Source organism: Azospirillum aestuarii, assembly GCF_016632405.1.
GTDB lineage: Bacteria > Pseudomonadota > Alphaproteobacteria > Azospirillales > Azospirillaceae > Azospirillum > Azospirillum aestuarii.
In genome coordinates this window covers 49,482-71,254 of record NZ_JAEPIV010000028.1, presented here as the reverse complement: position 1 = coordinate 71,254, position 21,773 = coordinate 49,482, and the positions used below count along the sequence as shown (strand labels likewise).

Sequence of the window (21,773 nt, the reverse complement as noted above, 5' to 3'; positions counted from 1 at the left end):
GCGTCTTAAGACGTGGGAGAGTAGGTCGCCGCCAGGTCACCACGGCACACGCCAAACCAGCCCGGCGCGGCTTGGACAAGGTTTCAGCATCGCTTGACAATCGGCTTCATGAACGACAAGGCCGGCGCTTTCCCCAACGGGAAGCGCCGGTTTTTCGTCGTGTCCGGGTGTCGCCACGGCCCCCTCTCTAACCCTCCCCCGCCGAAGGCGGGGGAGGGGAATGGGGGTGAAGTGGGACCGGGTGTCTTGTTCGTGGCCGTGGCGCCCCCACCTACCCATCGACAGCGACGATGCGGGAGGACGAGGAATGCGCATGGGCCGAACCGCCGCCCTGATGACCGCCGCCACTCTTGCGGCTTGCCTGAGCGTCACGGACGCAGGCGCCGTGGACAAGGTGTTCAAAACCGAAAAGGCGATGGTGTCGGTGAAAACCGTCGCCAGCGGCCTCAGCCATCCCTGGGGACTGGCTTTTCTGCCCGACGGGCGGATGCTGGTGACCGAGAAGGATGGTCGGTTGCGCATCGTGGCGCCGGACGGCTCGGTGTCCGGCCCGGTGAAGGGCGTGCCGAAGGTCGATGACCGCGGGCAGGGCGGCCTGCTGGACGTGGCGCTGGACCCGGACTTTGCGCAGAACCGCTTCGTCTATCTCAGCTTTTCCGAGCCCGGAACGGAGGATGGCACCAACTCCACCGCCGTGGCGCGCGGCGCGCTGAACGCCGACGGGACCGCCCTGACCGACGTCCGGGTGATCTTCTCGCAGAAGCCCAAGGCGGAAAGCCGGATGCATTACGGGTCCCGGCTGGTCTTCGACCGGCAGGGCCATCTGTACGTGACGCTGGGCGAGCGCTCGCTGGAGCGGTTCCGGACGCAGGCCCAGGATCTCGACTCGCATCTGGGCAAGGTGGTGCGGATCAACCGCGACGGTTCGGTGCCCGCCGACAATCCCTTCGTGAACCGCTCCGGCGCGTTGCCGGAAATCTGGTCCTACGGCCACCGCAACATCCAGGGCGCCGCGCTGAATCCGCAGACCGGCGCGCTGTGGATCAACGAGCACGGGCCCCGCGGCGGCGACGAGGTCAATGTGCCGGAGGCAGGGAAGAACTACGGCTGGCCGGTGGTGTCCTATGGCGTGAACTACAACGGGACGCCGATCGGGACGGGCAAGTCGAGCGCGCCCGGCATGGAGGAGCCGGTGTACCAGTGGACTCCGGTCATCGGCTCCTCGGGCATGACCTTCTACACGGCGGACACCGTGCCCGGTTGGAAGGGCAGCCTGTTCAACGGCGGGCTGGCGACCAAGGAGGTTGTGCGGCTCGAACTCGACGGCAACAAGGTCAAGCACGAGGAGCGCATGTTCCGCGATCTGGGCAAGCGCATCCGGCAGGTCAGCCAGGGGCCGGACGGGGCGCTCTATCTGCTGACCGACGAGAATCGGGGCGAGATCCTGCGGGTGACCCCGGCGGGCAAATCGTAAGAACCGGTTCAGCGGCCCTCGTTGCGCCGGTGCGGCTTCTTCAGACGCTCGGCGGCCATCAGGTCGCTGCGGCTGACGCCGATGTCCCTCAGCAGGCGGTCATCGATGCGGTCGGGGGCGACCGCGGCCCGCCGGTTCCGGCGCTCCTTCAGGCTGCGGCAGGCTCCCAGCAGGGCGGCGCTGAGTGATTTCGGTAGGGTTGCGCCGAAGGCGCGGACGGCGGACAGGGTCGGCATGGGTGGTTCCTCCGTTCGGGCGGGGACTGCCGCCCCGCGTTGCCGGTCCTGTCTAGCGGGCTTTGGCCGGCGGGGAAGTGGCGCCCTTCACACCGGCCCCGCGCTTTCCGGACTTCCGGTGAGGCAACAGGGGCGCTACACAGGCGTCCATGCCTCCGATCATTCCCATCGACAACCCAGACGACCCGCGGATCGCCGCCTATCGTGACGTGAAGGAGCGCGACCTCGTGGGCCGGGAAGGGCGGTTCATCGCCGAAGGGGCGGTGGTGCTGCGGACGTTGCTGACCGCCTCGCGCCACGAAGCCTTGTCGCTGCTGATCGCCGAGAAGCGCATCGCCGGGTTGGCGCCGATGTTGGAGGCGCTGCCCGCGGGGGTGCCGGTCTACAGCGCCCGGCAGGAGGTGCTGGACGCCATCGCCGGCTTCCCGCTGCACCGGGGCATCCTCGGGCTGGGTCGAGCGGCGCCGATGCCGGAGCCGGACGCGCTGCTGTCCGGGCTGGGACCGCGGGCGACCGTTCTGGTGATGTGCGGGATCGGCAACCACGACAATGTGGGGGGCATCTTCCGCAACGCGGCGGCCTTCGGGGTGGACGCGGTGCTGCTCGATTCCGGCTGCTGCGACCCGCTCTACCGCAAGGCGATCCGCGTCTCGGTCGGGGCGGTGCTGCGGGTGCCCTTCGTCCGCATTCCGGGGGGAACCGATCCGGTCGTGCTGTTGGAACGGCACGGATTCGCGGCGATCTCGCTGAGTCCGGCGGGGGTGGTAACTCTGGCGGGCCTACGCCGTCCGGAGCGGGCGGCGCTGCTTCTGGGGTCGGAGGGGCCGGGCCTGCCGGCGTCCGTGCTGGCGCGGACGCGGACGGTGCGCATCCCCATGGCGCCGGATTTCGATTCCCTGAACGTCGCCACGACCAGCGGGATCGTCCTGCACCACCTCGCCTTCATGGCGGAACCGGACTCAGGGGTCGGCTGAGCCGTCGATCCGGCGCATGCCGGGCGGGGTGGCGTCACGCAGGCTCCGGGCGAGCGCGCGGAAACCGGCGGCGCGCGGGTCGCTGGCCCGCCAGACCAGACCGATGGTGCGGCCCGGCGGATCGCCCTGGAAGTCGCGGTAGGCGACCAGACCGCCCACCGTCGCCGCCTCCCCGTCGCCGGTGGCGAGCCGCGGCATCAGGGTGTAGCCGGTGCCGCTGGCGACCATGTGGCGCAACGTCTCCAACCCGGTGGCGTGGCGCATGCCGCGTGTGGTGGCGCCGCAGGCGGCCAGCGCCTGATCGCGCAGGCAATGTCCTTCCTCCAGCAGCACCAGCTCGCCGGGGTCGAGGTCGGCCAGGGCGATGGAGGACAGGCTTTCCAGCCGGTGGCCGGTGGGGTGGGCCAGCACGAAGGGTTCGAAGAACAGGGCGTCGCAGGTCAGCCCCTCGGCCTCGACGGGCAGGGCGAGCAGGACCGCGTCGAGCCGCCCCTCGCGCAATTCCTCCAGCAGGCCGTCGGTGCGGCCTTCGGACAGCACGAGTTGGACATCGGGCAGGTGCCGGCGCATCGCGGGCAGGACATGGGGGAACAGGTACGGGCCCAGCGTCTGGATCGCTGCGATGGAGAGCGGACCGTGCAGGGCCCCCGCCGTCCCGCGGGCCAGCGCCAGCAGGCGGCGCGCCTCCTCCAGGACGACGCGGGCCTGCCGGATCACCACCTCCCCCTGCGCGGTGGGCAGCACGCGGCGGCTCGTCCGCTCGAACAGGGGGATGCCGAGAAGGTCTTCGAGCTTGCGGATCTGCGCGCTCAGCGACGGCTGGCTGACCGAGCAGCGCTCCGCCGCCTTGCCGAAATGCCGCTGCTCGGCCACCGCCACCACATATTCCAGATCGCGAAGGGACAGGCCGGCGAGATTCATAGGATCAAGCTATCGAAGCATTTGAAACGATGTCTTGGATATATCAACGACGCGGCGGGATAACCAGAGGGCAAAGCGGACGAGCCGACCGATAAGAAACGCAAGGAGTTGAGCCATGAGCACCCTGACCACCGCTGCCGGCATCCCCGTCGCCGACAACCAGAATTCGCTGACCGCCGGCCCGCGCGGCCCGGTGCTGATGCAGGATTTCCACCTGATCGAGAAGCTGGCCCACTTCAACCGCGAACGCATTCCGGAGCGGGTGGTCCACGCCAAGGGGGCGGGCGCTTACGGCGTCTTCCGGGTGACGAAGGACGTGACGCCCTACACAGCGGCCCGGTTCCTGTCGGCGGTGGGCAAGGAGACGGAGGTGTTCCTGCGCTTCTCCACGGTCGGCGGCGAGAAGGGCTCCGCCGACGCCGAGCGCGACCCGCGTGGCTTCGCACTCAAATTCTACACGGAGGACGGCAATTACGACATGGTCGGCAACAACACGCCGGTCTTCTTCATCCGCGACCCGCTGAAATTCCCGGACTTCATCCACACGCAGAAGCGCAACCCGGCGACCAACCTGAAGGACCCGACCGCGGTGTGGGACTTCTTCTCGCTGTCACCGGAGACGATGCACCAGCTGACGATTCTGTTCAGCGACCGCGGCACGCCGCGCGGCTACCGCCACATGGAAGGCTTCTCCAGCCACACCTTCTCTTGGATCAACGCGGCGGGCGAGCGCTTCTGGGTCAAGTATCACTTCAAGACCCGCCAGGGCATCCAGAACTTCACGGCGGATCAGGCCGTGCGCATGGCCGGCGTCGATCCCGACCACGCCACCCGCGACCTGTTCGCCGCCATCCGCGACGGTGATTTCCCGGCCTGGACCGTCTCGGTGCAGATCATGCCGGAGGTGGCGGCCAACGCTTACCGCATCAACCCGTTCGACGTGACCAAGGTGTGGCCGCACGCCGATTACCCGCTGGTCGAATTCGGCGAACTGGTGCTGAACCGAAACCCGGAGAACTTCTTCGCGGAGGTCGAGCAGGCCGCCTTCAGCCCGGCCAACGTCGTCCCCGGCATCGGTTTCAGCCCGGACAAGATGCTGCAGGGCCGGCTGTTCGCCTACGCCGACGCGCACCGCTACCGGCTGGGCGCCAACCATCAGGCGCTGCCGGTCAACCGACCGCACGCCACGGAGGTCCGCAACCACCAGCGCGACGGGGCCATGCGCTTCGACGGCAACGGCGGCGGCAGCCCGAATTACGAGCCGAACAGCTTTGGCGGGCCGGTGCAGAATCGCGCGGTGGCCGAACCGCCGCTGCGCATCGCCGGCGACGCCGCCCGCTACGACCACCGCGAGGGCAACGACGACTACGCCCAGGCCGGCGCGCTGTTCCGCCTGATCGGGGCGGAGGCGCAGGAGCGGCTGATGGACAACATCGCCAACTCGCTGGGGGAGGCGCCGGGCTTCATCCAGCGGCGGCAGTTGAGGCACTTCTTCGCGGCGGACCCCGCCTATGGCGCGGGCATCGCGAAGCGGCTGGGGATGACGGCGGCCGCGGCGTCCGAAGAGGCGGCCGTTGCCGGCTGAGCCCAACGCCTGAACACGCGGCACCGCTGGATGCGCCCCCCCTCGCGTCCGGCGGCTTTTTTTGTGGGGTGGGTCAGTCCACGGCGGCGTTTTGCCGGTTCGTCCAGCCCTCGGCGATCCGCGGCAGGTTGAACTCGATCCAGTCGGCGAGGAGGCGCACCTTCTCGGCGGCCTCCCGCCCCAGCGGCGTCAGGCTGTAGTCGACATGGGGCGGCACCACGTCGTGGGCGGTGCGCTTGACCAGCCCGTCGCCCTCCAGCCATTGCAGCGTCTGGGCCAGCATCCGCTCGCTGACCCCGCCGATGGTGCGGCGGAGTTCGCTGAAGCGGAGCGTTCCGCTTTCCAGGGCGATCAGCACCAGCACGCCCCAGCGGCTGGTGACGTGTTTCAGCACTTCCCGCGACGGGCAGGCCGCCGCCATCAGGTCGCCGCGCTGCATGCGCTCCGACAGCGGCAGCGGTGTGTAATCATCGTCCGGCTCCGGCATGGCCCGTCCTTCTCCCGACAAGGAATCTTGACACTTACATTTATGTACGTACTTACGAAAAGTAAGCAAGTGGCTTAGGTAGGTGGTCACCACCCAACCGCAAACGGGACACCCGACCATGACCATCGCCGTCACTGGTGCCACCGGCCAGCTTGGCCGCCTCGTCATCGCCCGCCTGAAGGAGACGGTTCCGGCCTCCGGCATCGTCGCCCTGGTGCGCTCCCCCGCCAAGGCCGCCGACCTGGGGGTCGAGGCCCGCGAAGCCGACTATGGCAATCCCGACGCGCTCGCCCGCGCGCTGGCCGGCGTCGACACGCTGCTGCTGATCTCGTCGAACGAGATCGGGCAACGGGCGGCGCAGCACCGCAACGTCGTCAACGCCGCGAAGGCGGCGGGCGTCGGCCGGATCGTCTACACCAGCCTGCTCCACGCCGACCGCTCGCCGCTGAGCCTCGCCGAGGAGCACCGGGCGACGGAGGCGGACATCAGGGCGTCGGGCATCCCCTTCACGATCCTGCGCAACGGCTGGTACACGGAGAACCACACCGGCTCGGTCGGCGCGGCGCTGGCCGGCGGCGCCTTCATCGGCAGCGCCGGCGACGGGCGGATCTCCTCGGCCACCCGCGCCGACTACGCCGACGCGGCGGTGGCGGTGCTGACCGGCACCGGCCATGAGGGCAAGACCTACGAGCTGGCCGGGGACGAGGCGGTGACGCTGGCCGACCTGGCCGCGGAAATCTCCCGCCAGTCCGGCAAGGACATCCCCTACCGGAACCTGCCGGAAGCGGACTACGCCGCCATTCTCGCCGGCTTCGGCCTTCCCGAGGCCTTCGCGAAGGGCATCGCCTCCTGGGACGTCGATGCGTCGAAGGGCGCGCTGTTCGACGACGGGCGCCAGCTGTCGGCGCTGATCGGGCGCACGACCACGCCGCTGTCCGCCGCCGTGGCCGCCGCTTTGCCCCGATAAGGTGGGCCGGCAAAGAAAAAACCCCCTCGCCTTGCAGGGCGAGGGGGTCTTCTTTTGGACCGGCTGCTGACGGACCGGCCTTACTGCGAGGCCGCCGCGATCTCCCGCGCGCGGCGGGAGACCGACGCCGCGTAGTGGTCCTTCGCCAGCACGGTGTAGACCGCCGGCAGGACGAACAGCGTGAACAGCGTGCCGATCAGCATGCCCGATACGATCACCAGACCGATGGAGAAGCGGCTGGCGGCACCGGCGCCGGCGGCGGTCAGCAGAGGCAGGAGGCCCACCACCATCGCCGCCGTGGTCATCAGGATCGGGCGCAGGCGGACGCGGGCCGCGTGCTCGATGGCGGTGCGGCGGTCCACCCGCTCGTTGATCTGCATCTCGCGGGCGAACTCCACCATCAGGATGCCGTGCTTGCTGATCAGGCCGATCAGAGTCACCAGACCCACCTGGGTGTAGATGTTCATGGTGGACAGGCCGAAGAACAGCGGCAGCAGCGCCCCGCAGATCGACATCGGCACCGAGATCAGGATCACCAGCGGGTCACGCAGCGATTCGAACTGCGCCGCCAGCACCAGATAGATCACCACCAGCGCGAAGACGAAGGTGACCATGAGCTGGTTGCCCTCGGTCACGTACTGGCGCGATTCCGACAGGTAGGAGTGGCCGAAGCCGGCCGGCAGGATCTCGCGGGCCTTCTGCTCCAGGAAGTCCACGGCCTGACCCATCGTCACGCCCGGCATCGGCACCGCGGAGAAGGTCGCGGAGGGAAGCTGGTTGTACTTGGTCAGGGCGTTCGGCTCCGTCGCCATCTCGATGGAGACGACGGTGGACAGCGGAATCTGCGCGCCGTTGCCCGCCGTGACGTAGTAGCGGGTCAGCGTCTCCGGCGTCAGGCGCTTGTCGCGCGGCACCTGCGGGATGACCTCGTAGGAGCGGCCGTTCAGGTTGAAGCGGTTGACGTAGTTGCCGCCGACCAGGACCGCCAGCGTGTCGCCGATCGACTGCATGGACAGGCCGAGGTCCGCCGCCTTGGAGCGGTCGACGTGCAGCCGGACGACCGGGCTGTTGAACTGCAGGTCGCTGTCGGTGACGATGAACATGCCGCTTTCCATGGCGGCGGTCTTGATGCGCTCCATGGCGTTGAAGATGGTCTGGTAGTCGCCGGGGCTGTTGATGACCATCTGCACCGGCAGGCCGCCGGTGGAGCCGGGCAGGGCCGGCGGCGACACCAGGAAGACCTGCGTGCCGCTGACGTTGTTCAGCTCGGCCTGAACCAGCGGCTGAAGCTCCTTGGCGCTGCGGGTGCGCTCGTCCCACGGCTTCAGGATCATGCCGGCGAAGCCCTGGGTCAGCGTCGGCAGGCCGTTCAGCACGAAGCGGGTGTCGGTCTCCGGGAAATGGGTGAACACCTCATCCATCTGGCGGCCATAGGCGTCCATATAGTCGAGGTTGGCGTACTGCGGCCCCTTGGTGATGCCGAACAGGATGCCCTGGTCCTCCTCCGGCGCCAGCTCCGACATGGTGTTGGCGAAGAGGAAGCCGACGCTGAGCAGCACGCCGAAGCCGAACAGCAGGGTCGCCGCCCGGAAGTCCAGCGCGCCGGCCAGCCGCCGCCCGTACCAGCCGGACAGCTTCTCGAAGGTCCCGTCCACGAAGCGGGCGAAGCGGCCCTCGTTCATGTCCCGCGTCAGCAGGAGGGAGCACATCATCGGCGTCAGCGTCAGCGCCACCACGCCGGAGATGATCACCGACCCCGCCAGCGTGAAGGCGAACTCACGGAACAGCGCGCCGGTCAGCCCGCCGAGGAAGCCGATGGGGGCGTAGACCGCGGCCAGCGTGATGGTCATCGAGATGATCGGCCCGATGATCTCCCGCGCGCCGATCAGCGCGGATTCGACGGGCGACTTTCCCTCCTCCAGGTGGCGGTGGACGTTCTCCACCACCACGATGGCGTCGTCGACCACGAGGCCGATGGCCAGCACCATGGCGAGCAGCGTCAGCAGGTTCAGGCTGAAGCCCATCGCCAGCATGATCGTCGCGGCACCCACGATGGACAGCGGGATGGTCACGATGGGGATCAGGACCGACCGGAAGGACCCCAGGAACAGGAAGATCACCACGATGACGATGCCGACCGCCTCCAGCAGCGTCTTCTGCACCTCGTCGATGGAGGCCTGGATGAAGCGGGTGGAGTCGTAGACGATCTCCATCTTCAGCGACGGCGGCAGATTGCGCTCCAGCTCCGGAACCAGCTTGCGGATGTCCTCCACGATGGTCAGCGGGTTGCCGGTCGGCGTGGAGTTGACGCCGATGAAGATCGCCTGCTGGCCGTTCATCGACACGCTGGCGTCGGAGCTTTGCGCGCCCAGCTCGATCTGGGCGATGTCCTTCATGCGGACCAGCGCGCCGTCCTTGGACTTCACCACCATCTGCCGGAACTGCTCGACGTCGGTCAGGCCGGTGTTGGTGGTGATGTTGGAGACGACGAAGACGCCCTTCGTCTGTCCGGGGGCGGACTGGTAATTGTTGGCCTGGATCGCCGCCCGCACGTCGGCGGCGGCGATGTTGCGCGCGGCCATCCGCTCCGGGTCGAGCCAGACGCGCATGGCGAAGGTCTGGCCGCCCAGGATCTGCGCCTCGGCGACGCCGGACACGGTGGACAGCAGCGGCTGCACCACGCGCGTCAGATAGTCGGAGATGGCCGCGCCGGACAGCTCCGGGCTGGCGAAGCCCATGTAGAGGATGGAGGTCGTCTCGCCCGTGGACTTCAGGATCACGGGGTCGTTGGCCTCGCGCGGAAGCTGGTATTTGACCTGCTGCACCTTCGACATCACGTCGGTCATCGCGACGTTGGGGTTGAAGTTCAGCCGGATGTAGGCGGTGACGAGGCTCACCCCCTGGGTGGAGGAGGAGGTGATGTAGTCGATGCCTTCCGCCGTCGCCACCGCCTGCTCGATGGGCGTCGTGATGAAGCCCTGCATCAGGTCGGGGGAGGCGCCGGCGTAGGAGGTGGTGATGGTGATGACGGTGTTCTGCAGTTCCGGATACTGCCGGATCGGCAGATCCGTCAGCGAGCGGACGCCGACCAGCAGGATCAGCAGGCTGACCACCAGCGCCAGGACCGGCCGTCGGATGAAGATGTCGGTGAATGACATGGCCGGGTCCTCAGTTGCGCGGAACGGTCTGCGGCGGCACCAGCGCGCTCGCTTCCGTCGGCACCACGGCGGCGCCGTTGTTCAGCTTGAGCTGGCCGGAGGCGACCAGCCGGTCGCCGGGCTTCACCCCGTCGAGGATTTCCACCTTGCCGTCGAAGCGGTCGCCGGTCTTCACCGGAACGCGCTTGACGACATGGCCGTCCTTGCCCTCGGCGTCCTTCTGGGCGGTGACGACGAAGACGCTGTCGCCGTAGACCGTGTAGTCCACCGCGGTTTCCGGAACGACGATGCGGTTCTGGGCCGGCGGCTGGACGACGCGGATGTTGGCGAACATGCCGGGCAGCAGCTTGCGCTCCGGGTTCTGCAGCGTGGCGCGCACCTTGATGGCGCGGGTGTCCGGGCTGACCTGCGGCTCGATGGTCGAGATCGCCGCGTCGAAGTTGGCGCCGGGGGCGGCGTCGGCGGAGATCAGCACCGGCTGGCCGACGCGGATCTGGCTCAGCGCCTGCTCGGGCAGGGTGAAGTCGACGAACAGGATGGTGAGGTCGGTCAGCGTGACGACGGGGCCGCCGGCGCTGACATACTCGCCGACATTCACCTGCCGGATTCCCAGCTCGCCGTCGAAGGGCGCGCGGATCAGCTTCTGGGCGATCAGCGCCTCGGTCTTCTTGATGTTGGCGTTGGCCTCGTCGAGCTGGGCCTGGTTCTGGTCCACGGTGACCTGCGGGCCGGCCTGGTTGCGCAGCAGGTTGCGGGCGCGCTGCAGGTTGTTCTCGGCCAGCTTCGCCTGGGCGCGATAGGCCAGCAGGTCGGCCTGATCCGGAGCGTCGTTGAGCTGAACCAGCGGCGCGCCGGCCTTCACGCGGGCGCCCGATTCAAAGAAGATCTGGGTCACGCGCCCGACCACCTCCGGCGCCACGCTGACCTGCCGGCTGGCCGTCAGGGTGCCGATGGCGGTGGTGTATTTGGGAACGGACTGCGCCGTCGCCTCGGCGACCGAGACGGGTGTCGGCGGCGGCTTGTTGCCGGCGAAGAAGTCGGCGATGGCCTTGTTCCGGAAGTTGTTGAAGGCGTACAGGCCGCCGAACAGCACGGCCAGGATGACGGCCATGATGATGATCCGGAACGCCAGCCGTCCGCGGGTGACCGGACGGCGTGCGGTGGTCCGCTCTGGCGCGTGAGCGGAATGGTCGATGTCACTCGTCACGATCAGCCTCTCTCGAACAGGTCGATTCTGGTTCTGTTGATTGGGTGCAATGCAATGATGGCGTGTAAAGGGCGACCGCCTCCTCTTTCAGGCCGAGGCCGCGAAGGATGAAGGCGACCGCGTCGCGAACGGTGCGCCGCGGCTCGGCCAAGGAGGGGACGAGCGGCGTCGGCGGCAGGTGAATGGTGGCCAGGGTGGACCCCAGCATCTCCGCCAGCCAGAAGGCGTTTTCCGTCACCGGGGCCGAGGGGATGAGATCGCCCGCGTCGCGGGCGGCGCGCAGCGAGGCCACGAAGGGCGGGGCGATGTGCTCCGACATCCAGCGGCGCACCATGTGGGCGAACTCCCCGTCCTCCAGCAGGCTCATGAAATAGAGCCGGTAGCGGGGAAGCATGGCGTCGCGGTCGCTCGGCAGGTCGTTGGCGTAGCAGCTCACCATCGCCTGGACATAGGCGGCGAGCGTCTCCGTGCTCGGCGGCATCGCCAGAAGCTTCGCCAGATCCTCGTCCCCGTCCACGCAGGAGTGGAAGATCGCTTCGTACAGGGCGGCCTTGCTTGGGAAATGCTTGAAGATCAGCGCTTCCGACACGCCGGCGGCCTGCGCGATCTCCTTTGTCGTGGTGGCGGCGAATCCCTTGCGCGCAAACAGCGGAAGGGCCGCGTCGATGATCGCCGCGCGCCGGGCCGAGTTGTCCAGCCGTCCCATGTTTAACCTTATTGCATAAGTGAGTACTAACTCACTTCGTTCGGGCTGGAGATATCATGGCGCGGTCAGGCTGTCCAGAGCGGGTTCCCTACAACCGCTGGCGTCAGCGCGAATTTGCGCTTGACCTTCCCGCCGCTGGAAGGTGGAGACTGTGCGTTGTGAGGCCGATGCAGGAACGGGAAACGGCGATGGCGCGGGGTGGATGCACCCTTGGCGGGATGGCGCCGATCAGGCTGCTGGTGGCGGGGCTGCTGATGCTGGCCGCGCTGGCCCTGTTCGCGCCGTCCCCCGCGCGGGCGCATGTCCATTCCGGCGCCCATTCTCAAGGCCATGCCGCATCCTCGGCTCCAACGCCGACCGCGGGCGTCTGGATGGGCGATGCCGACCACGCACCGCCGGCGGACGACGCCTGCGCGGGCAGGAACGGGCTGTCCTGCGGCGGCGCCTGCCCGATGATGCTGTCGGGCATCGCCACCACGGCGGCCTTTCCGACGCCGATGCCCCGTGCCGCCGCGCCATTCCGGTCCGCCGGGTTGCTGCCGGAGGGAATCGGCCCGCCCCCGGCCCTCAGGCCACCGCGCATGGCCGTTTGACCGGACTCCATGCCCGAGGTGCGCCTTCACCGCGCGCCATGGGCCGGCATTTCCCGAAAACGGACCATCGCATCATGACGATTCTTCAGACCCGCCGCCGATTCCTGATGTCCGCGGCGTCGGTCGCCGCGCTGGGCGGCCTGTCCACCCTCCTTCCCGCTGTCGCGCGCCCGGCATGGGCCGCCCCCCCCCTCCGCCTCGCCGTCGAACGGCGCGTGCTGGAGGTGATGGGCAAACCCGCCTCCGTCTTCGGCATCCGCCAGCCGGACGGCACCTCCGGTCTGGTCCTCAATCCGGGGCAGCGCTTCCTGGTCGATCTGGCGAACCGGGCGGGGGAGGACGCCGTCATCCACTGGCACGGCATGACCCCGCCCTACGCCCAGGACGGCGTGGCCGACGCGAACCGCCCGCTGATCCGCGACGGCGCCAGCCAGAGCTACGATTTCGAGCCGCGGCCCGGCACGCACTGGATGCATTCGCACCACGGCCTTCAGGAGCAGCGGCTGATGGCGGCCCCCCTGATCGTCCGCACCGCCGAAGACCGGCGCGCGGACGTCCAGGAGGTCACCGTGCTGCTGCATGATTTCACCTTCAAGGACCCCGCCGAGGTCCTCGCCGGGCTGACCGGCGGCACCATGAAACATGGTGGCATGGATCACGGTGGCGGGCATGGAAGCGGCCACGGAGGCCATGGCAGCGGGCATGGTGGGGCCATGCCGATGATGGACCACTCGACCATGAAGGGCATGGGCGGCATGACCATGGCCGCCATGGACCTCAACGACGTGGAGTATGACGCCTACCTCGCCAACGACCGCACGCTCGACGACCCGGAGGTGGTGCGGGTGGAGCGCGGCGGGCGGGTCCGGCTGCGGCTGATCAACGGGGCGACCTCGACGGCCTTCCACATCGACCTCGGCGCCCTCGACGGGACGGTGGTCGCTGCGGACGGCAACCCGGTCCAGCCGGTAACCGGGCGGCGCTTCGGCATGGTCATGGGCCAGCGGCTGGACATCCTCGTTCAGCTTCCCGCCGGCGGCGGCACTTTTCCCGTCCTGGCGCAGCGGGAGGGGGAGCGCCAGCGCACCGGCATCGTCCTCGCCACTCCCGGTGCGGCGGTGGGCAGGACCGCCGGCCTCGCGGACGGCGCCACCGGGCCGGTGGACCTGTCGCTGGAGCGGCGGTTGGCCGCGCTCGACCCTCTGGCGCCGCGTCCCACCGATGCGGCCTTCACCATCCGGCTGACCGGCGGCATGGCTCCCTATGTCTGGACCATCGACGACCGCCCCTTCGGCGAGCACCGGCCGCTGACGGTCCGCAAGGGCCAGCGCGTGACCGTCACCATGGTCAACGAAAGCCCGATGGCCCACCCGATGCACCTGCACGGACAGCATTTCCAGGTGACGGCGCTCAACGGGACGGCGCTGGCCGGTGCGGTTCGCGACACCGTGCTGGTGCCGATGGACGGTTCCGCCACCATCGCCTTCGACGCCGACAATCCGGGGCGCTGGCCGCTGCACTGCCACAACCTTCTGCACATGGCGACGGGGATGATGACCGAATTGGTGTGCGACCAAACCATATGAACACGAATATTCCGGCGCGTCCCGACCGCGCCGGAACGGTTACCGCAAATGCTCCATGCCCGTTCGGACGGGTGAAATCGGCGAATCCAGGGGCATTCCTTTGGAAGCGAACTTTCACGCATCACTCCCATTCACATTGGACGGGGACGTGTCACTTCTCTTCCATCTCCGGGGGCGGCGACCAATGTTCCGGGACCAATCTTCTGTGGGAGCGGCCATTGGCCATGGATACGTGGTGTTATGACGGTGGTGCCGGGGGGGACGCGGCCGCCGGGTCCGGTGGTGGGTCTGCCGGCGGTGCCGCCGCCGGTGCGGCGGACCTGTGGCTGGACCCGGACCTTGCGGCGCTGGAGGCGCTGTCGCTGCGGGTGCGGGACTCGGTTCTGCCGCATCTGGGCAGCGGACCGGCCGTCTATGCGGACATCCCGGTCCATCTGAACGTCGGGGATCTGCTGATCAACCAGGCGGCGGAAACCCTGTTCGCTGACGGTGGCGTGGATATCCGGGAGCGGGTGACGCTGGGCAACGCCCGGCGCCTGCTGCGCCGCCAGCGCGACGGGCAGGCGGCGATCCTGCTGCACGGCGGCGGCAATTTCGGCGACCTCTACCCCCATCACGAGACGTTCCGGCAGAAGGTGCTGGAGAGCTTTCCGTCCAGCCGCATCGTGCTGCTGCCGCAGACCGTCTACTACCGCGACCACGACCGGCTGCGCCACGACATGAAGCGCTGGGCGGCCCACCGCAATCTGGTCTTCATGGCGCGCGACGCGCCGTCGCTCGATCTGGTGCGGCCCTTTCTGGGGGAGCGGGCGATCCAGGTGCCGGACCTCGCCCATTACCTGACCCGCTACCCGACGCGTCTGACGCCGGTGCGCCCGGCCCACGACACGACCCTGCTCGTCATGGCCCGGCGCGACCAGGAATGCGCGGGGCGCCACTGGCTGCGCCAGGACTCGCCGGTCTTCGACTGGGAGGATCTGTGCGGGCCGGAGGATTTCGCCGGCTTCGCGCTGGCCGCCCGGCTGATCCGGCTGGACGACGCGGTGCCGCTCCCGGCCGATCCGCTGCGGAGCTGGTATCCCATCCGCGACCGGTTGGTCCGCAAGGCCGTCGCCCATTTCGGCGCGGCCAACGCCGTGGTCACCAACCGCCTGCACGGGATGCTGCTGGCCCTGATGATGGGACTGCCGGTGCAGGTGCGCGACAACTCCTACGGCAAGCTGACCAACTACATCGACAGTTGGCTCACCGGCTGCAAACGATAAGAATCTCGGGAACGATTGCGGCCGGCATCCGTCTGTCATCCCGGAACACGGGCTGAAAAGGGCGTCGGCGGGCATGGCGGGCAAGGGACTGCACATCGGAGTCGAGGAGACGGCGAGCGGCGGGCTGGTCCGCCGCACCGTCCTGCTGTCCGAGGACGGCGCCCGCCGCCGGGACCGCGTGGTCTACGAGTTCGAGGACCCGGCCGGAACCGCGGCGGACCGGCCGATGGACGGGGCGGTCATGGCCGTCCTGTTCCACGCCATGCAGCGGGGCCTTCCCGTCCATGTCCACGGACCGCTGACCCGTACGGCGCTGCACAACATCGACACGCTCCAGGGGGTGTGGCGGCGCTGGCGTCCCGACCGCTACCGGACGGTGGAGATCATCCCGGAGTCGGTCGTCGACCGCAACGCGCCCAAGCCGGGGCGGCGGGCCATCGCCGCCTACTCCAGCGGGCTGGACAGCACCTTCACCATCCTGCGCCACCGGCTTCTCCTGCCGCCGGAACGCCGCCACCATGTCGGCGCGCTCCTCATGGTGCACGGCTTCGACGTGGAACTGGACCGGCCCGAAGACTTCGAGCGGCTGGTCGAGCGCACCCGGCCCTTCCGCGAATTGGTCGGGCTGGACCTGCGCGTGGTGAGGACCAACAGCAAGGAACTGCATCTCCAGAACTGGCAGGATTCCCACGCGGCGGAGTTGGCGGCCTGCCTGCACCTCCACGAAGCGGAGTTCGAGTTCGGGCTGATCGGCAGCACCAAGCCCTACGACGCGCTGGTCATCCCCTACGGCACCACGCCCATCGCCGACCACCTGCTGTCCGGCGACGGCTTCTCCATCGTCCATGACGGGGCCGCCTATTCCCGCACGGAGAAGGCCGCGGCGGTCGCCACCTATCCGGAGGCGGTGCGTTCCCTGCGCGTCTGCTGGGAGGGGGCGGAGCAGTTCCGGAACTGCGGCGTGTGCGAGAAATGCGTGCGCACCCGGATGAACTTCGCCGCCGCCGGGGTGGCCGCCCCGGCCTGCTTCGACGGGCTGCTCGACCCCGCGCGCATCGCCGGCATCCCCGTGCGCAACGAGCCGCAGGCGGCGGAACTCCGCTCCATCCTCGACTACGCCCGCCAGCACGAGGTGGAGGGAGAGTGGCTGGAGCGGCTGAAGGAGCGGGTGCGCGCCATCCAGCCGGACCTCAACCGTCCGGAACCCCGTCCTGTCCGGGCGATGAAGGGCGCTTCCGCCTCGCTGCGGCAGGCGGCGGTGGCGCTGCTCGACGCGATGGAGTTGAAGCAGCCGCTCAAGCGGGTCCGCAACCGGCTGCGGACCCGCGGCTGAGCCATCCGTTGGCCCGGTCCCTTTGGGGGTCAGGCCACCAGTGCCTCAAGGGCGCCGCGCATGCCGCGTTCCTCGATGATCGCCAGATGAATGGCGGTGCGGTGCGCCAGACCAGGGATGCGGGTCAGATCCTCGCCCCACAGCGCGGCGTTGGACAGCACGGCGTCGACCAGCGCCGCCGGGTCGCCGCCATGCGCGTCCCAGGCGCCGGCCAGCGCCGTCAGCACCGCCGCGTCGTCGCGGATGGGGTAGGGGCCAGCGTCGCGGCTGCCGCTGCAGGCGCCGTCCGCCGCCAGCGTGCCCTTGTAGAAGCGCAGCAGGGCGGCCAGCGAGAAGGACAGGCCGTCCGGCGCCTCGCCATGGGCGGCGGCGTAATCCTTCAGGCTGGGCAGCACGCGCACCTGCCACTTCGACACCGAGTTCAGCGCGATGGCGATCAGCTCGTGCCGGATGTGGGGGTTGCCGAAGCGCTCCATGATGGTGTGGGCGTAGTCCTGGCGCTCCGCCTCCGGCAACGGTACGAAGGGCACGATCTCGCCGAACATCACCGTGTTCAGGTAGGCGGACAGGGTGGCGTCATCCATCATGCCCTTCACCGTGTCCACCCCCGCCACGAAGGCGGCGAGCGCGCTGGCGGTGTGGGCGCCGTTCAGGATGCGCACTTTGCGTGTGCGGTAGGGCTTCAGGTCGTCGGTCCAGACCACGTTCAGCCCGGCCTTGTGCAGCGGGAACTCCTCGGCCAGGGCCGCCGGGCCTTCGATGACCCAGACATGGAACGGCTCGCCGGCCACGGCCAGCGGGTCCTCATAGCCCCACTTTGCGGCGAGTGCCGCGGCCTCGTCGCGCGGGTAGCCGGGGACGATGCGGTCGACCAGCGTGTTCAGGAAGTGGTTGTGCGCCTCCACCCAGGCGGCGAAGCCGGACTCCAGTCCCCAGCGTTTGGCGTGGGCCAGGACGATCCGCTTCAGCTTGGCGCCGTTGGCCTCGATCAGCTCGCAGGGCAGCAGGACGAGGCCGCTCTCCGGCGTGCCGCCCAGCGCGGTGAATCGGGCGTGCAGCAGCGCCGCGACCTTGGCCGGGAAGCTCTGCGGACAGGCGCCGGGGGTGTAGGGCTCCGCCACGTCGGCGATGCCGGCCTCCGTCGTGTTGGACACCAGGAAGCGTAGCGCCGGGGCGGTGGCGAGGGCCAGCATGCGGTTCCACGCGGCGTAGGGGTTCAGCGCCTCGGACACGCAGCTCACCACCCGGCGGGCTTCCACTTCCTTGCCCTGCTCGATGCCGCGCAGCAGGACGGTGTAGAGCCCCTCCTGCGCGTTCAGCAGGCCGGCGACGCCCTGGTCCAGCGGTTGGGCGACAGCGACCCCGGCGCTCATCAGCCCGGCGCCGTTGGCGACGTCCACCATCCAATCGACGAAGCCGCGCAGGAAGTTGCCGTCGCCGATCTGAAGGACGGTGGCGGGCAGCCGCGGGGCGCCCGCCGTGTGCGCCACGTCAAAGGCGCCGGTGGCGAGCGATTCACGGGAAAGATGAGGCATGACGGAAGGTCCTTTGAGGATCGGAATGCGCTGACAGGGGATTCAGGCGACGCCGAAGCGGTAGATGATGCGGCCCGTGCACCACTGGCCGGGGGCCAGCGCGGTGGAGGGGAAGGACGGGATGTTGACGGCGTTGGGGAAGTGCGACGGCTCCAGGCAGAAGGCGCTGTGCCGGGTGTAGAGCGTGCCGCCCTTGCCCAGGTCGCGCGGCGTCTGGCCGTCAAGGAAATTGCCGGTGTAGACCTGCACGCCGGGTTCCGTTGAGAAGACCTCCAGCACCCGACCGCTGCCCGGATGGATTACGCGGGCATGCAGCCCCAGCGCGCCCTCCGGCTTGTCCACCGCGTAATGCAGGTCGTAGCCCTTGCCGAGCGCCAGCATCGGATGGGCGGCGCCGATCCGCGCCCCGAAGGCGGCAGGGCTGCGGAAGTCGAGGGGGGTGCCGGCCACGTCCACCAGTTCCCCGGTGGGGACGGCGGTGGCGTCCAGCGCCAGATAGCGGCTGCCGTTGACCGTCGTCACATGGTCGAGGATGGATGACCCGGCGTCGCCCGACAGGTTGAAGAAGGTATGGTCGGTGAAGTTCGCCACGGTCGCCTTGTCCGCCGCCACGGCGGTCCAGGCGATGGTCAGGGCGTTGTCCTCGTCCAGCGTATAGACCAGCCGGATGGGCAGGGTGCCGGGGAAGCCCTCCTCCCCGTCCTGGAAGACGTAGGTCAGTTCCAGGCTCGTCTCGTCCAACGGACGCGCGGCGAAGGTGCGGAAGCGCGAGCCGCGCTGGCCACCGTGCAGGGTGTTGGGCGGCGCGTTGACGGTGGTGCGGTGCTCCACCCCCTCCAGCGTGAAGCGTCCGCCGCCGATGCGCCCGCAATAGCGCCCGATGAAGGAGCCCATGGAGGGCTGGCCGGCCATCGTTTGCTCCAGCGTCTCGTAGCCCTGCACCACGTCGCCGAGGGCGCCGTCGCGGTCGGGCGCCAGGATCTGGACGATCTTGCCGCCGTAATTCGTGATGCGGACGGCCATGCCCCGACGGTTTCGCAGGGTGAACAGGTCGGTCGGCGTGCCATCGATGGTGGCGCGGAAATCCTCGCGCCGGAGGTCGGTATAAGGCGTCATGGCGTCGGTGCCCCTTGGACCGGAAGGATATTGGATATATTAATATATCAGTTATGAGGGGCGGAAGGAGAAAAGCGCCCGCCGCCGGAGCGGGCGTTTTTGCCGCACGTCGAAGGCTTGAAAGCGTCAGCGGGCCAGGGCTGCGCCGAGATCCTCGACGCCGATCTGGTGGGTTCCGAGAACCTTGTGCTCCGCATAGCCGAGGCGGCGGTTGATCGCCAGCATCGGCCCGTTCGTCGCCGCGTTGCGGGTGATCATCAGCCGGACGGAGGGACGGGCGGAGCGGATATGCCGCAGCAGGGCGGCCTTCAGCCCCTTGCCCACCCCCATCCCGCGCTTGTCGCGGCGCACGCCGGTGACGATCTGATGGACCCGGTCCGTCATCTCCGGGTGCCAGAAAACGTCGCTGAAGCCGATCACCGACCCGTCGGCGCCGCGCAGCACGACCATGTGATGCTCCACCTGCTGGAACTGGATGTTGCGCTTCCATTCCAGGACCATCGCCATGGTCACCGGGATCAGCGGCTGGTCCAGCCGGTCGCGCGGCAGGTCGGGCAGCAGGGCGTTGTGCAGCGGCAGGATCGCATCGAATTCCGCGTCCGGAACCTCGCCGGCATGGATGGTTTCCGTCAGGCCGGGAACCGCGTGGTGCATCGCCGCGTGCCAGCCCTCCACCATCACGCAATCGACGCCGTCCAGCGCCAGCCGGCTGTCCACCGACCGCAGCCGTTCGTCGGCCCCGATGGCGCTCAGGAAGGCGTGGCCGTCCGCATCGTCGGTGACCAGGGTCAGCAGGGTCTTCCCGTGCGCGGCCATCAGGCCGTGGATTTCCGCCAGCAGCCGCCGGCCGATCCCCCGGCGCCGCCATTCCTTCAGCACGAAGCCGTCGGCGTGCAGGTGGGGCAGCGCCGCCTGGATGTCCGGCTGGTCCGGGTTGGGCAGGAAGGCGCCGACGATGCCGACAATCCGGCCCTCTGTCCGTGCCACCCAATGGACATTGCGTCCGAAAGCGCTTGGCTGGCGTTCGATCGCTTCGAACCAGGCGTCCGAGGGCGGGAGGTCGTCTTCGCCGGACTGCTCGTGCCGCGCCCGGCGGAAAACATGCCGCTCCGCCCACAAGTCCGGCGGAGCGCTGTGCGGGTCGAAGGAAAGGATCTCGAACGCGGGCGGAGCGGTCATGAACACCCTCGGCGGAACGATGCACGGATTGCGGGAGTGTCGGCGTTCCTCCACGCTTCCGGGCTGTGTCGGATCGTCGCAACCCGAGGAACGTCGGTGATCGGAGTTATGTCCGTTCGGGCGTCTCACCTTCTGCGCGGTGGCGGACCGGTGCCGGCAACGCGACCATTGAGGGTGGCCGGGGCTCCGTGAACCGGCGGGCGGGACTGGGGAGGACAGCCGTGACCACCCTCTTTCACGACGCTCTGCACCAGGACTTCGGCACTTGGCCCGTCGCCTACATTCCTTATGGCGGGGCGGATTTCGGCGAGATCAAGGCGGTTGCCGAGGCCATCGGCGACGGTGACGACGGCGCCTATTACGACGCCTGGACCGCGGCAGGTGACCGGCTGGCGCATGAGGCCGACATCGCCCTGGCCAAGGGCCACAAGGCGACGGCCCGTTCCCTCTATCTTCGGGCGAGCGCCTTCCACAACGCCTCGTTCCATCCGCTCTACGGTTCGCCCGTCGATCCGCGCCTGATCGCCGCGTTCCGCAAGGGGACGGCGGCGCTCGACAAGGCGCTCTCGCTCGGACCACGCCCGGCCATCCCGCTGGCCATTCCCTTCGGCGCGACGTCGCTGCCCGGCCGCTTTATCCCGGCGGAAGGCTTCGAGACTCGGGTTCGTCCCCTGATCGTTTTCACCAATGGTTATGACGGCACCATCATCGACATGTATTTCGCGTCGGCAGTGGCGGCCTCGCGGCGGGGCTATCACAGCCTGCTGTTCGACGGTCCCGGCCAGGGAGCCATGCTCTACGAGCACGGCGTGCCGCTGCGGCCGGACTGGGAAGCCGTGATCGGGGCGGTGGTCGATTTCGCCGAAACCCTGCCGCTCGTCGATGCGGCGCGCATCGCGCTCAGCGGTTGGAGTCTGGGCGGGCATCTCGCCCCGCGCGCCGCGTCGGGCGAGCCGCGCATCGCGGCGCTGATCGCCGATCCCGGCACCTGGAGCATCGCCGACGGATTCCGCGACGTGGTGGTGCACACGCTCGGCGTCGCGCCGGAGGCGGCGGCCGATCTCGGCGCCCTGGACCAAACCGTCATCGACCGCATGGACACCTTCATCCGCAGCAACCGCCAACTGAACTGGAAGGTCGTGCAGCGCGGATTCTGGGTGCATGGCGTCACGGACCTCCGTTCCTACCTCGCCTCCGCGGAGCAATTCACCATGCGGGGGCGGGCGCAGCTCATCGCCTGCCCAACCCTGATCACCCAGGCGGAGGGTGACGCCCTGTCGGCCGGTGCGGGCGCCTTCTTCGACGCGCTCACCGGCCCGAAGACGCTGATGCGCTTCACCGCCGCCGAGGGCGCCGACGGGCATTGCGAGATGGGCAACCGCTCCCTCCTGAACCTCCGCGTCCTCGACTGGCTCGATGACCGGTTCGCGGGCGGGGGCTGACGCACCGCA

Annotated in this window: 18 protein-coding genes; 9 read left to right on the top strand and 9 right to left on the bottom strand. The window is 68.9% G+C overall.

The window, feature by feature from the left end:
- Positions 1-313: 313 nt before the first annotated feature.
- Positions 314-1,474: a PQQ-dependent sugar dehydrogenase gene (locus tag JJL56_RS27870; RefSeq protein WP_200487067.1), complete on the top strand. Its 1,161-nt coding sequence runs from the start codon at positions 314-316 to the stop codon at positions 1,472-1,474.
- Between the two features lie 8 nt (positions 1,475-1,482).
- Here the strand turns inward: JJL56_RS27870 and JJL56_RS27865 are convergent, their stop codons facing one another.
- Positions 1,483-1,710 (bottom strand): DUF1127 domain-containing protein, encoded by a 228-nt coding sequence (locus tag JJL56_RS27865; RefSeq protein WP_145628098.1) that lies wholly within the window; start codon positions 1,708-1,710, stop codon positions 1,483-1,485.
- Between the two features lie 149 nt (positions 1,711-1,859).
- On the opposite strand from JJL56_RS27865, the gene JJL56_RS27860 reads away from it, so the two are divergent.
- Complete coding sequence (locus JJL56_RS27860; protein WP_200487062.1) at positions 1,860-2,684, top strand: TrmH family RNA methyltransferase; 825 nt, start codon at positions 1,860-1,862, stop codon at positions 2,682-2,684.
- On the opposite strand, the gene JJL56_RS27855 is transcribed toward JJL56_RS27860, so the two are convergent.
- Positions 2,670-3,605, bottom strand: a complete 936-nt coding sequence (locus tag JJL56_RS27855) for a LysR substrate-binding domain-containing protein (protein WP_200487061.1) — start codon at positions 3,603-3,605, stop codon at positions 2,670-2,672. The genes JJL56_RS27860 and JJL56_RS27855 overlap by 15 nt on opposite strands.
- Positions 3,606-3,720: 115 nt before the next feature.
- Between JJL56_RS27855 and JJL56_RS27850 the strand changes: the two genes are divergently transcribed.
- Positions 3,721-5,190, top strand: a complete 1,470-nt coding sequence (locus JJL56_RS27850; RefSeq protein WP_200487060.1) for a catalase — start codon at positions 3,721-3,723, stop codon at positions 5,188-5,190.
- Positions 5,191-5,263: 73 nt separating this feature from the next.
- On the opposite strand, the gene JJL56_RS27845 is transcribed toward JJL56_RS27850, so the two are convergent.
- The gene (locus JJL56_RS27845) at positions 5,264-5,677 is read right to left on the bottom strand and encodes a winged helix-turn-helix transcriptional regulator (protein WP_145628106.1); all 414 of its coding nucleotides are present in this window, start codon (positions 5,675-5,677) and stop codon (positions 5,264-5,266) included.
- A gap of 118 nt (positions 5,678-5,795) precedes the next feature.
- Here JJL56_RS27845 and JJL56_RS27840 point away from each other — a divergent pair, with 118 nt between their 5' ends.
- A complete protein-coding gene (locus tag JJL56_RS27840) occupies positions 5,796-6,644 on the top strand; it encodes an SDR family oxidoreductase (RefSeq protein WP_200487059.1) in 849 nt (282 codons plus the stop codon).
- An 80-nt stretch (positions 6,645-6,724) separates the two neighbouring features.
- On the opposite strand, the gene JJL56_RS27835 is transcribed toward JJL56_RS27840, so the two are convergent.
- Genes JJL56_RS27835 through JJL56_RS27825 form a run of 3 tightly spaced genes read right to left on the bottom strand, consistent with a single transcriptional unit; the run spans position 6,725 to position 11,715 of the window.
- Positions 6,725-9,802: a MexW/MexI family multidrug efflux RND transporter permease subunit gene (locus JJL56_RS27835; RefSeq protein WP_200487058.1), complete on the bottom strand. Its 3,078-nt coding sequence runs from the start codon at positions 9,800-9,802 to the stop codon at positions 6,725-6,727.
- Between the two features lie 10 nt (positions 9,803-9,812).
- A complete protein-coding gene (locus JJL56_RS27830) occupies positions 9,813-11,009 on the bottom strand; it encodes an efflux RND transporter periplasmic adaptor subunit (RefSeq protein WP_145628113.1) in 1,197 nt (398 codons plus the stop codon).
- Positions 10,999-11,715: a TetR/AcrR family transcriptional regulator gene (locus tag JJL56_RS27825; RefSeq protein ID WP_145628115.1), complete on the bottom strand. Its 717-nt coding sequence runs from the start codon at positions 11,713-11,715 to the stop codon at positions 10,999-11,001. Before JJL56_RS27825 ends, JJL56_RS27830 begins: the two co-directional genes overlap by 11 nt.
- 218 nt (positions 11,716-11,933) lie before the next feature.
- Here JJL56_RS27825 and JJL56_RS27820 point away from each other — a divergent pair, with 218 nt between their 5' ends.
- From JJL56_RS27820 to JJL56_RS27805, 4 genes are all read left to right on the top strand, one after another.
- A complete protein-coding gene (locus JJL56_RS27820; protein WP_247889607.1) occupies positions 11,934-12,308 on the top strand; it encodes a hypothetical protein in 375 nt (124 codons plus the stop codon).
- 74 nt (positions 12,309-12,382) lie between these two features.
- Positions 12,383-13,894, top strand: coding sequence for a multicopper oxidase family protein (locus tag JJL56_RS27815; protein WP_200487057.1), 1,512 nt, complete (start codon positions 12,383-12,385; stop codon positions 13,892-13,894).
- A 224-nt stretch (positions 13,895-14,118) separates the two neighbouring features.
- Positions 14,119-15,159 (top strand): polysaccharide pyruvyl transferase family protein, encoded by a 1,041-nt coding sequence (locus JJL56_RS27810; RefSeq protein ID WP_200487056.1) that lies wholly within the window; start codon positions 14,119-14,121, stop codon positions 15,157-15,159.
- A gap of 73 nt (positions 15,160-15,232) precedes the next feature.
- On the top strand, positions 15,233-16,492 hold the full coding sequence (locus JJL56_RS27805) for a hypothetical protein (protein WP_200487055.1): 1,260 nt from the start codon (positions 15,233-15,235) through the stop codon (positions 16,490-16,492).
- A gap of 29 nt (positions 16,493-16,521) precedes the next feature.
- Here JJL56_RS27805 and JJL56_RS27800 read toward each other — a convergent pair whose 3' ends face one another.
- The 3 genes from JJL56_RS27800 to JJL56_RS27790 all read right to left on the bottom strand — a co-directional run bounded on the left by JJL56_RS27800 (position 16,522) and on the right by JJL56_RS27790 (position 20,322).
- Complete coding sequence (locus tag JJL56_RS27800; RefSeq protein ID WP_200487054.1) at positions 16,522-18,027, bottom strand: tagaturonate reductase; 1,506 nt, start codon at positions 18,025-18,027, stop codon at positions 16,522-16,524.
- 42 nt (positions 18,028-18,069) lie between these two features.
- The gene (locus tag JJL56_RS27795; RefSeq protein ID WP_200487053.1) at positions 18,070-19,143 is read right to left on the bottom strand and encodes an aldose epimerase family protein; all 1,074 of its coding nucleotides are present in this window, start codon (positions 19,141-19,143) and stop codon (positions 18,070-18,072) included.
- A gap of 126 nt (positions 19,144-19,269) precedes the next feature.
- On the bottom strand, positions 19,270-20,322 hold the full coding sequence (locus JJL56_RS27790) for a GNAT family N-acetyltransferase (RefSeq protein ID WP_200487052.1): 1,053 nt from the start codon (positions 20,320-20,322) through the stop codon (positions 19,270-19,272).
- Positions 20,323-20,543: 221 nt separating this feature from the next.
- On the opposite strand from JJL56_RS27790, the gene JJL56_RS27785 reads away from it, so the two are divergent.
- The gene (locus JJL56_RS27785; protein ID WP_200487051.1) at positions 20,544-21,764 is read left to right on the top strand and encodes an alpha/beta hydrolase; all 1,221 of its coding nucleotides are present in this window, start codon (positions 20,544-20,546) and stop codon (positions 21,762-21,764) included.
- The last annotated feature ends 9 nt before the right edge of the window (positions 21,765-21,773 follow it).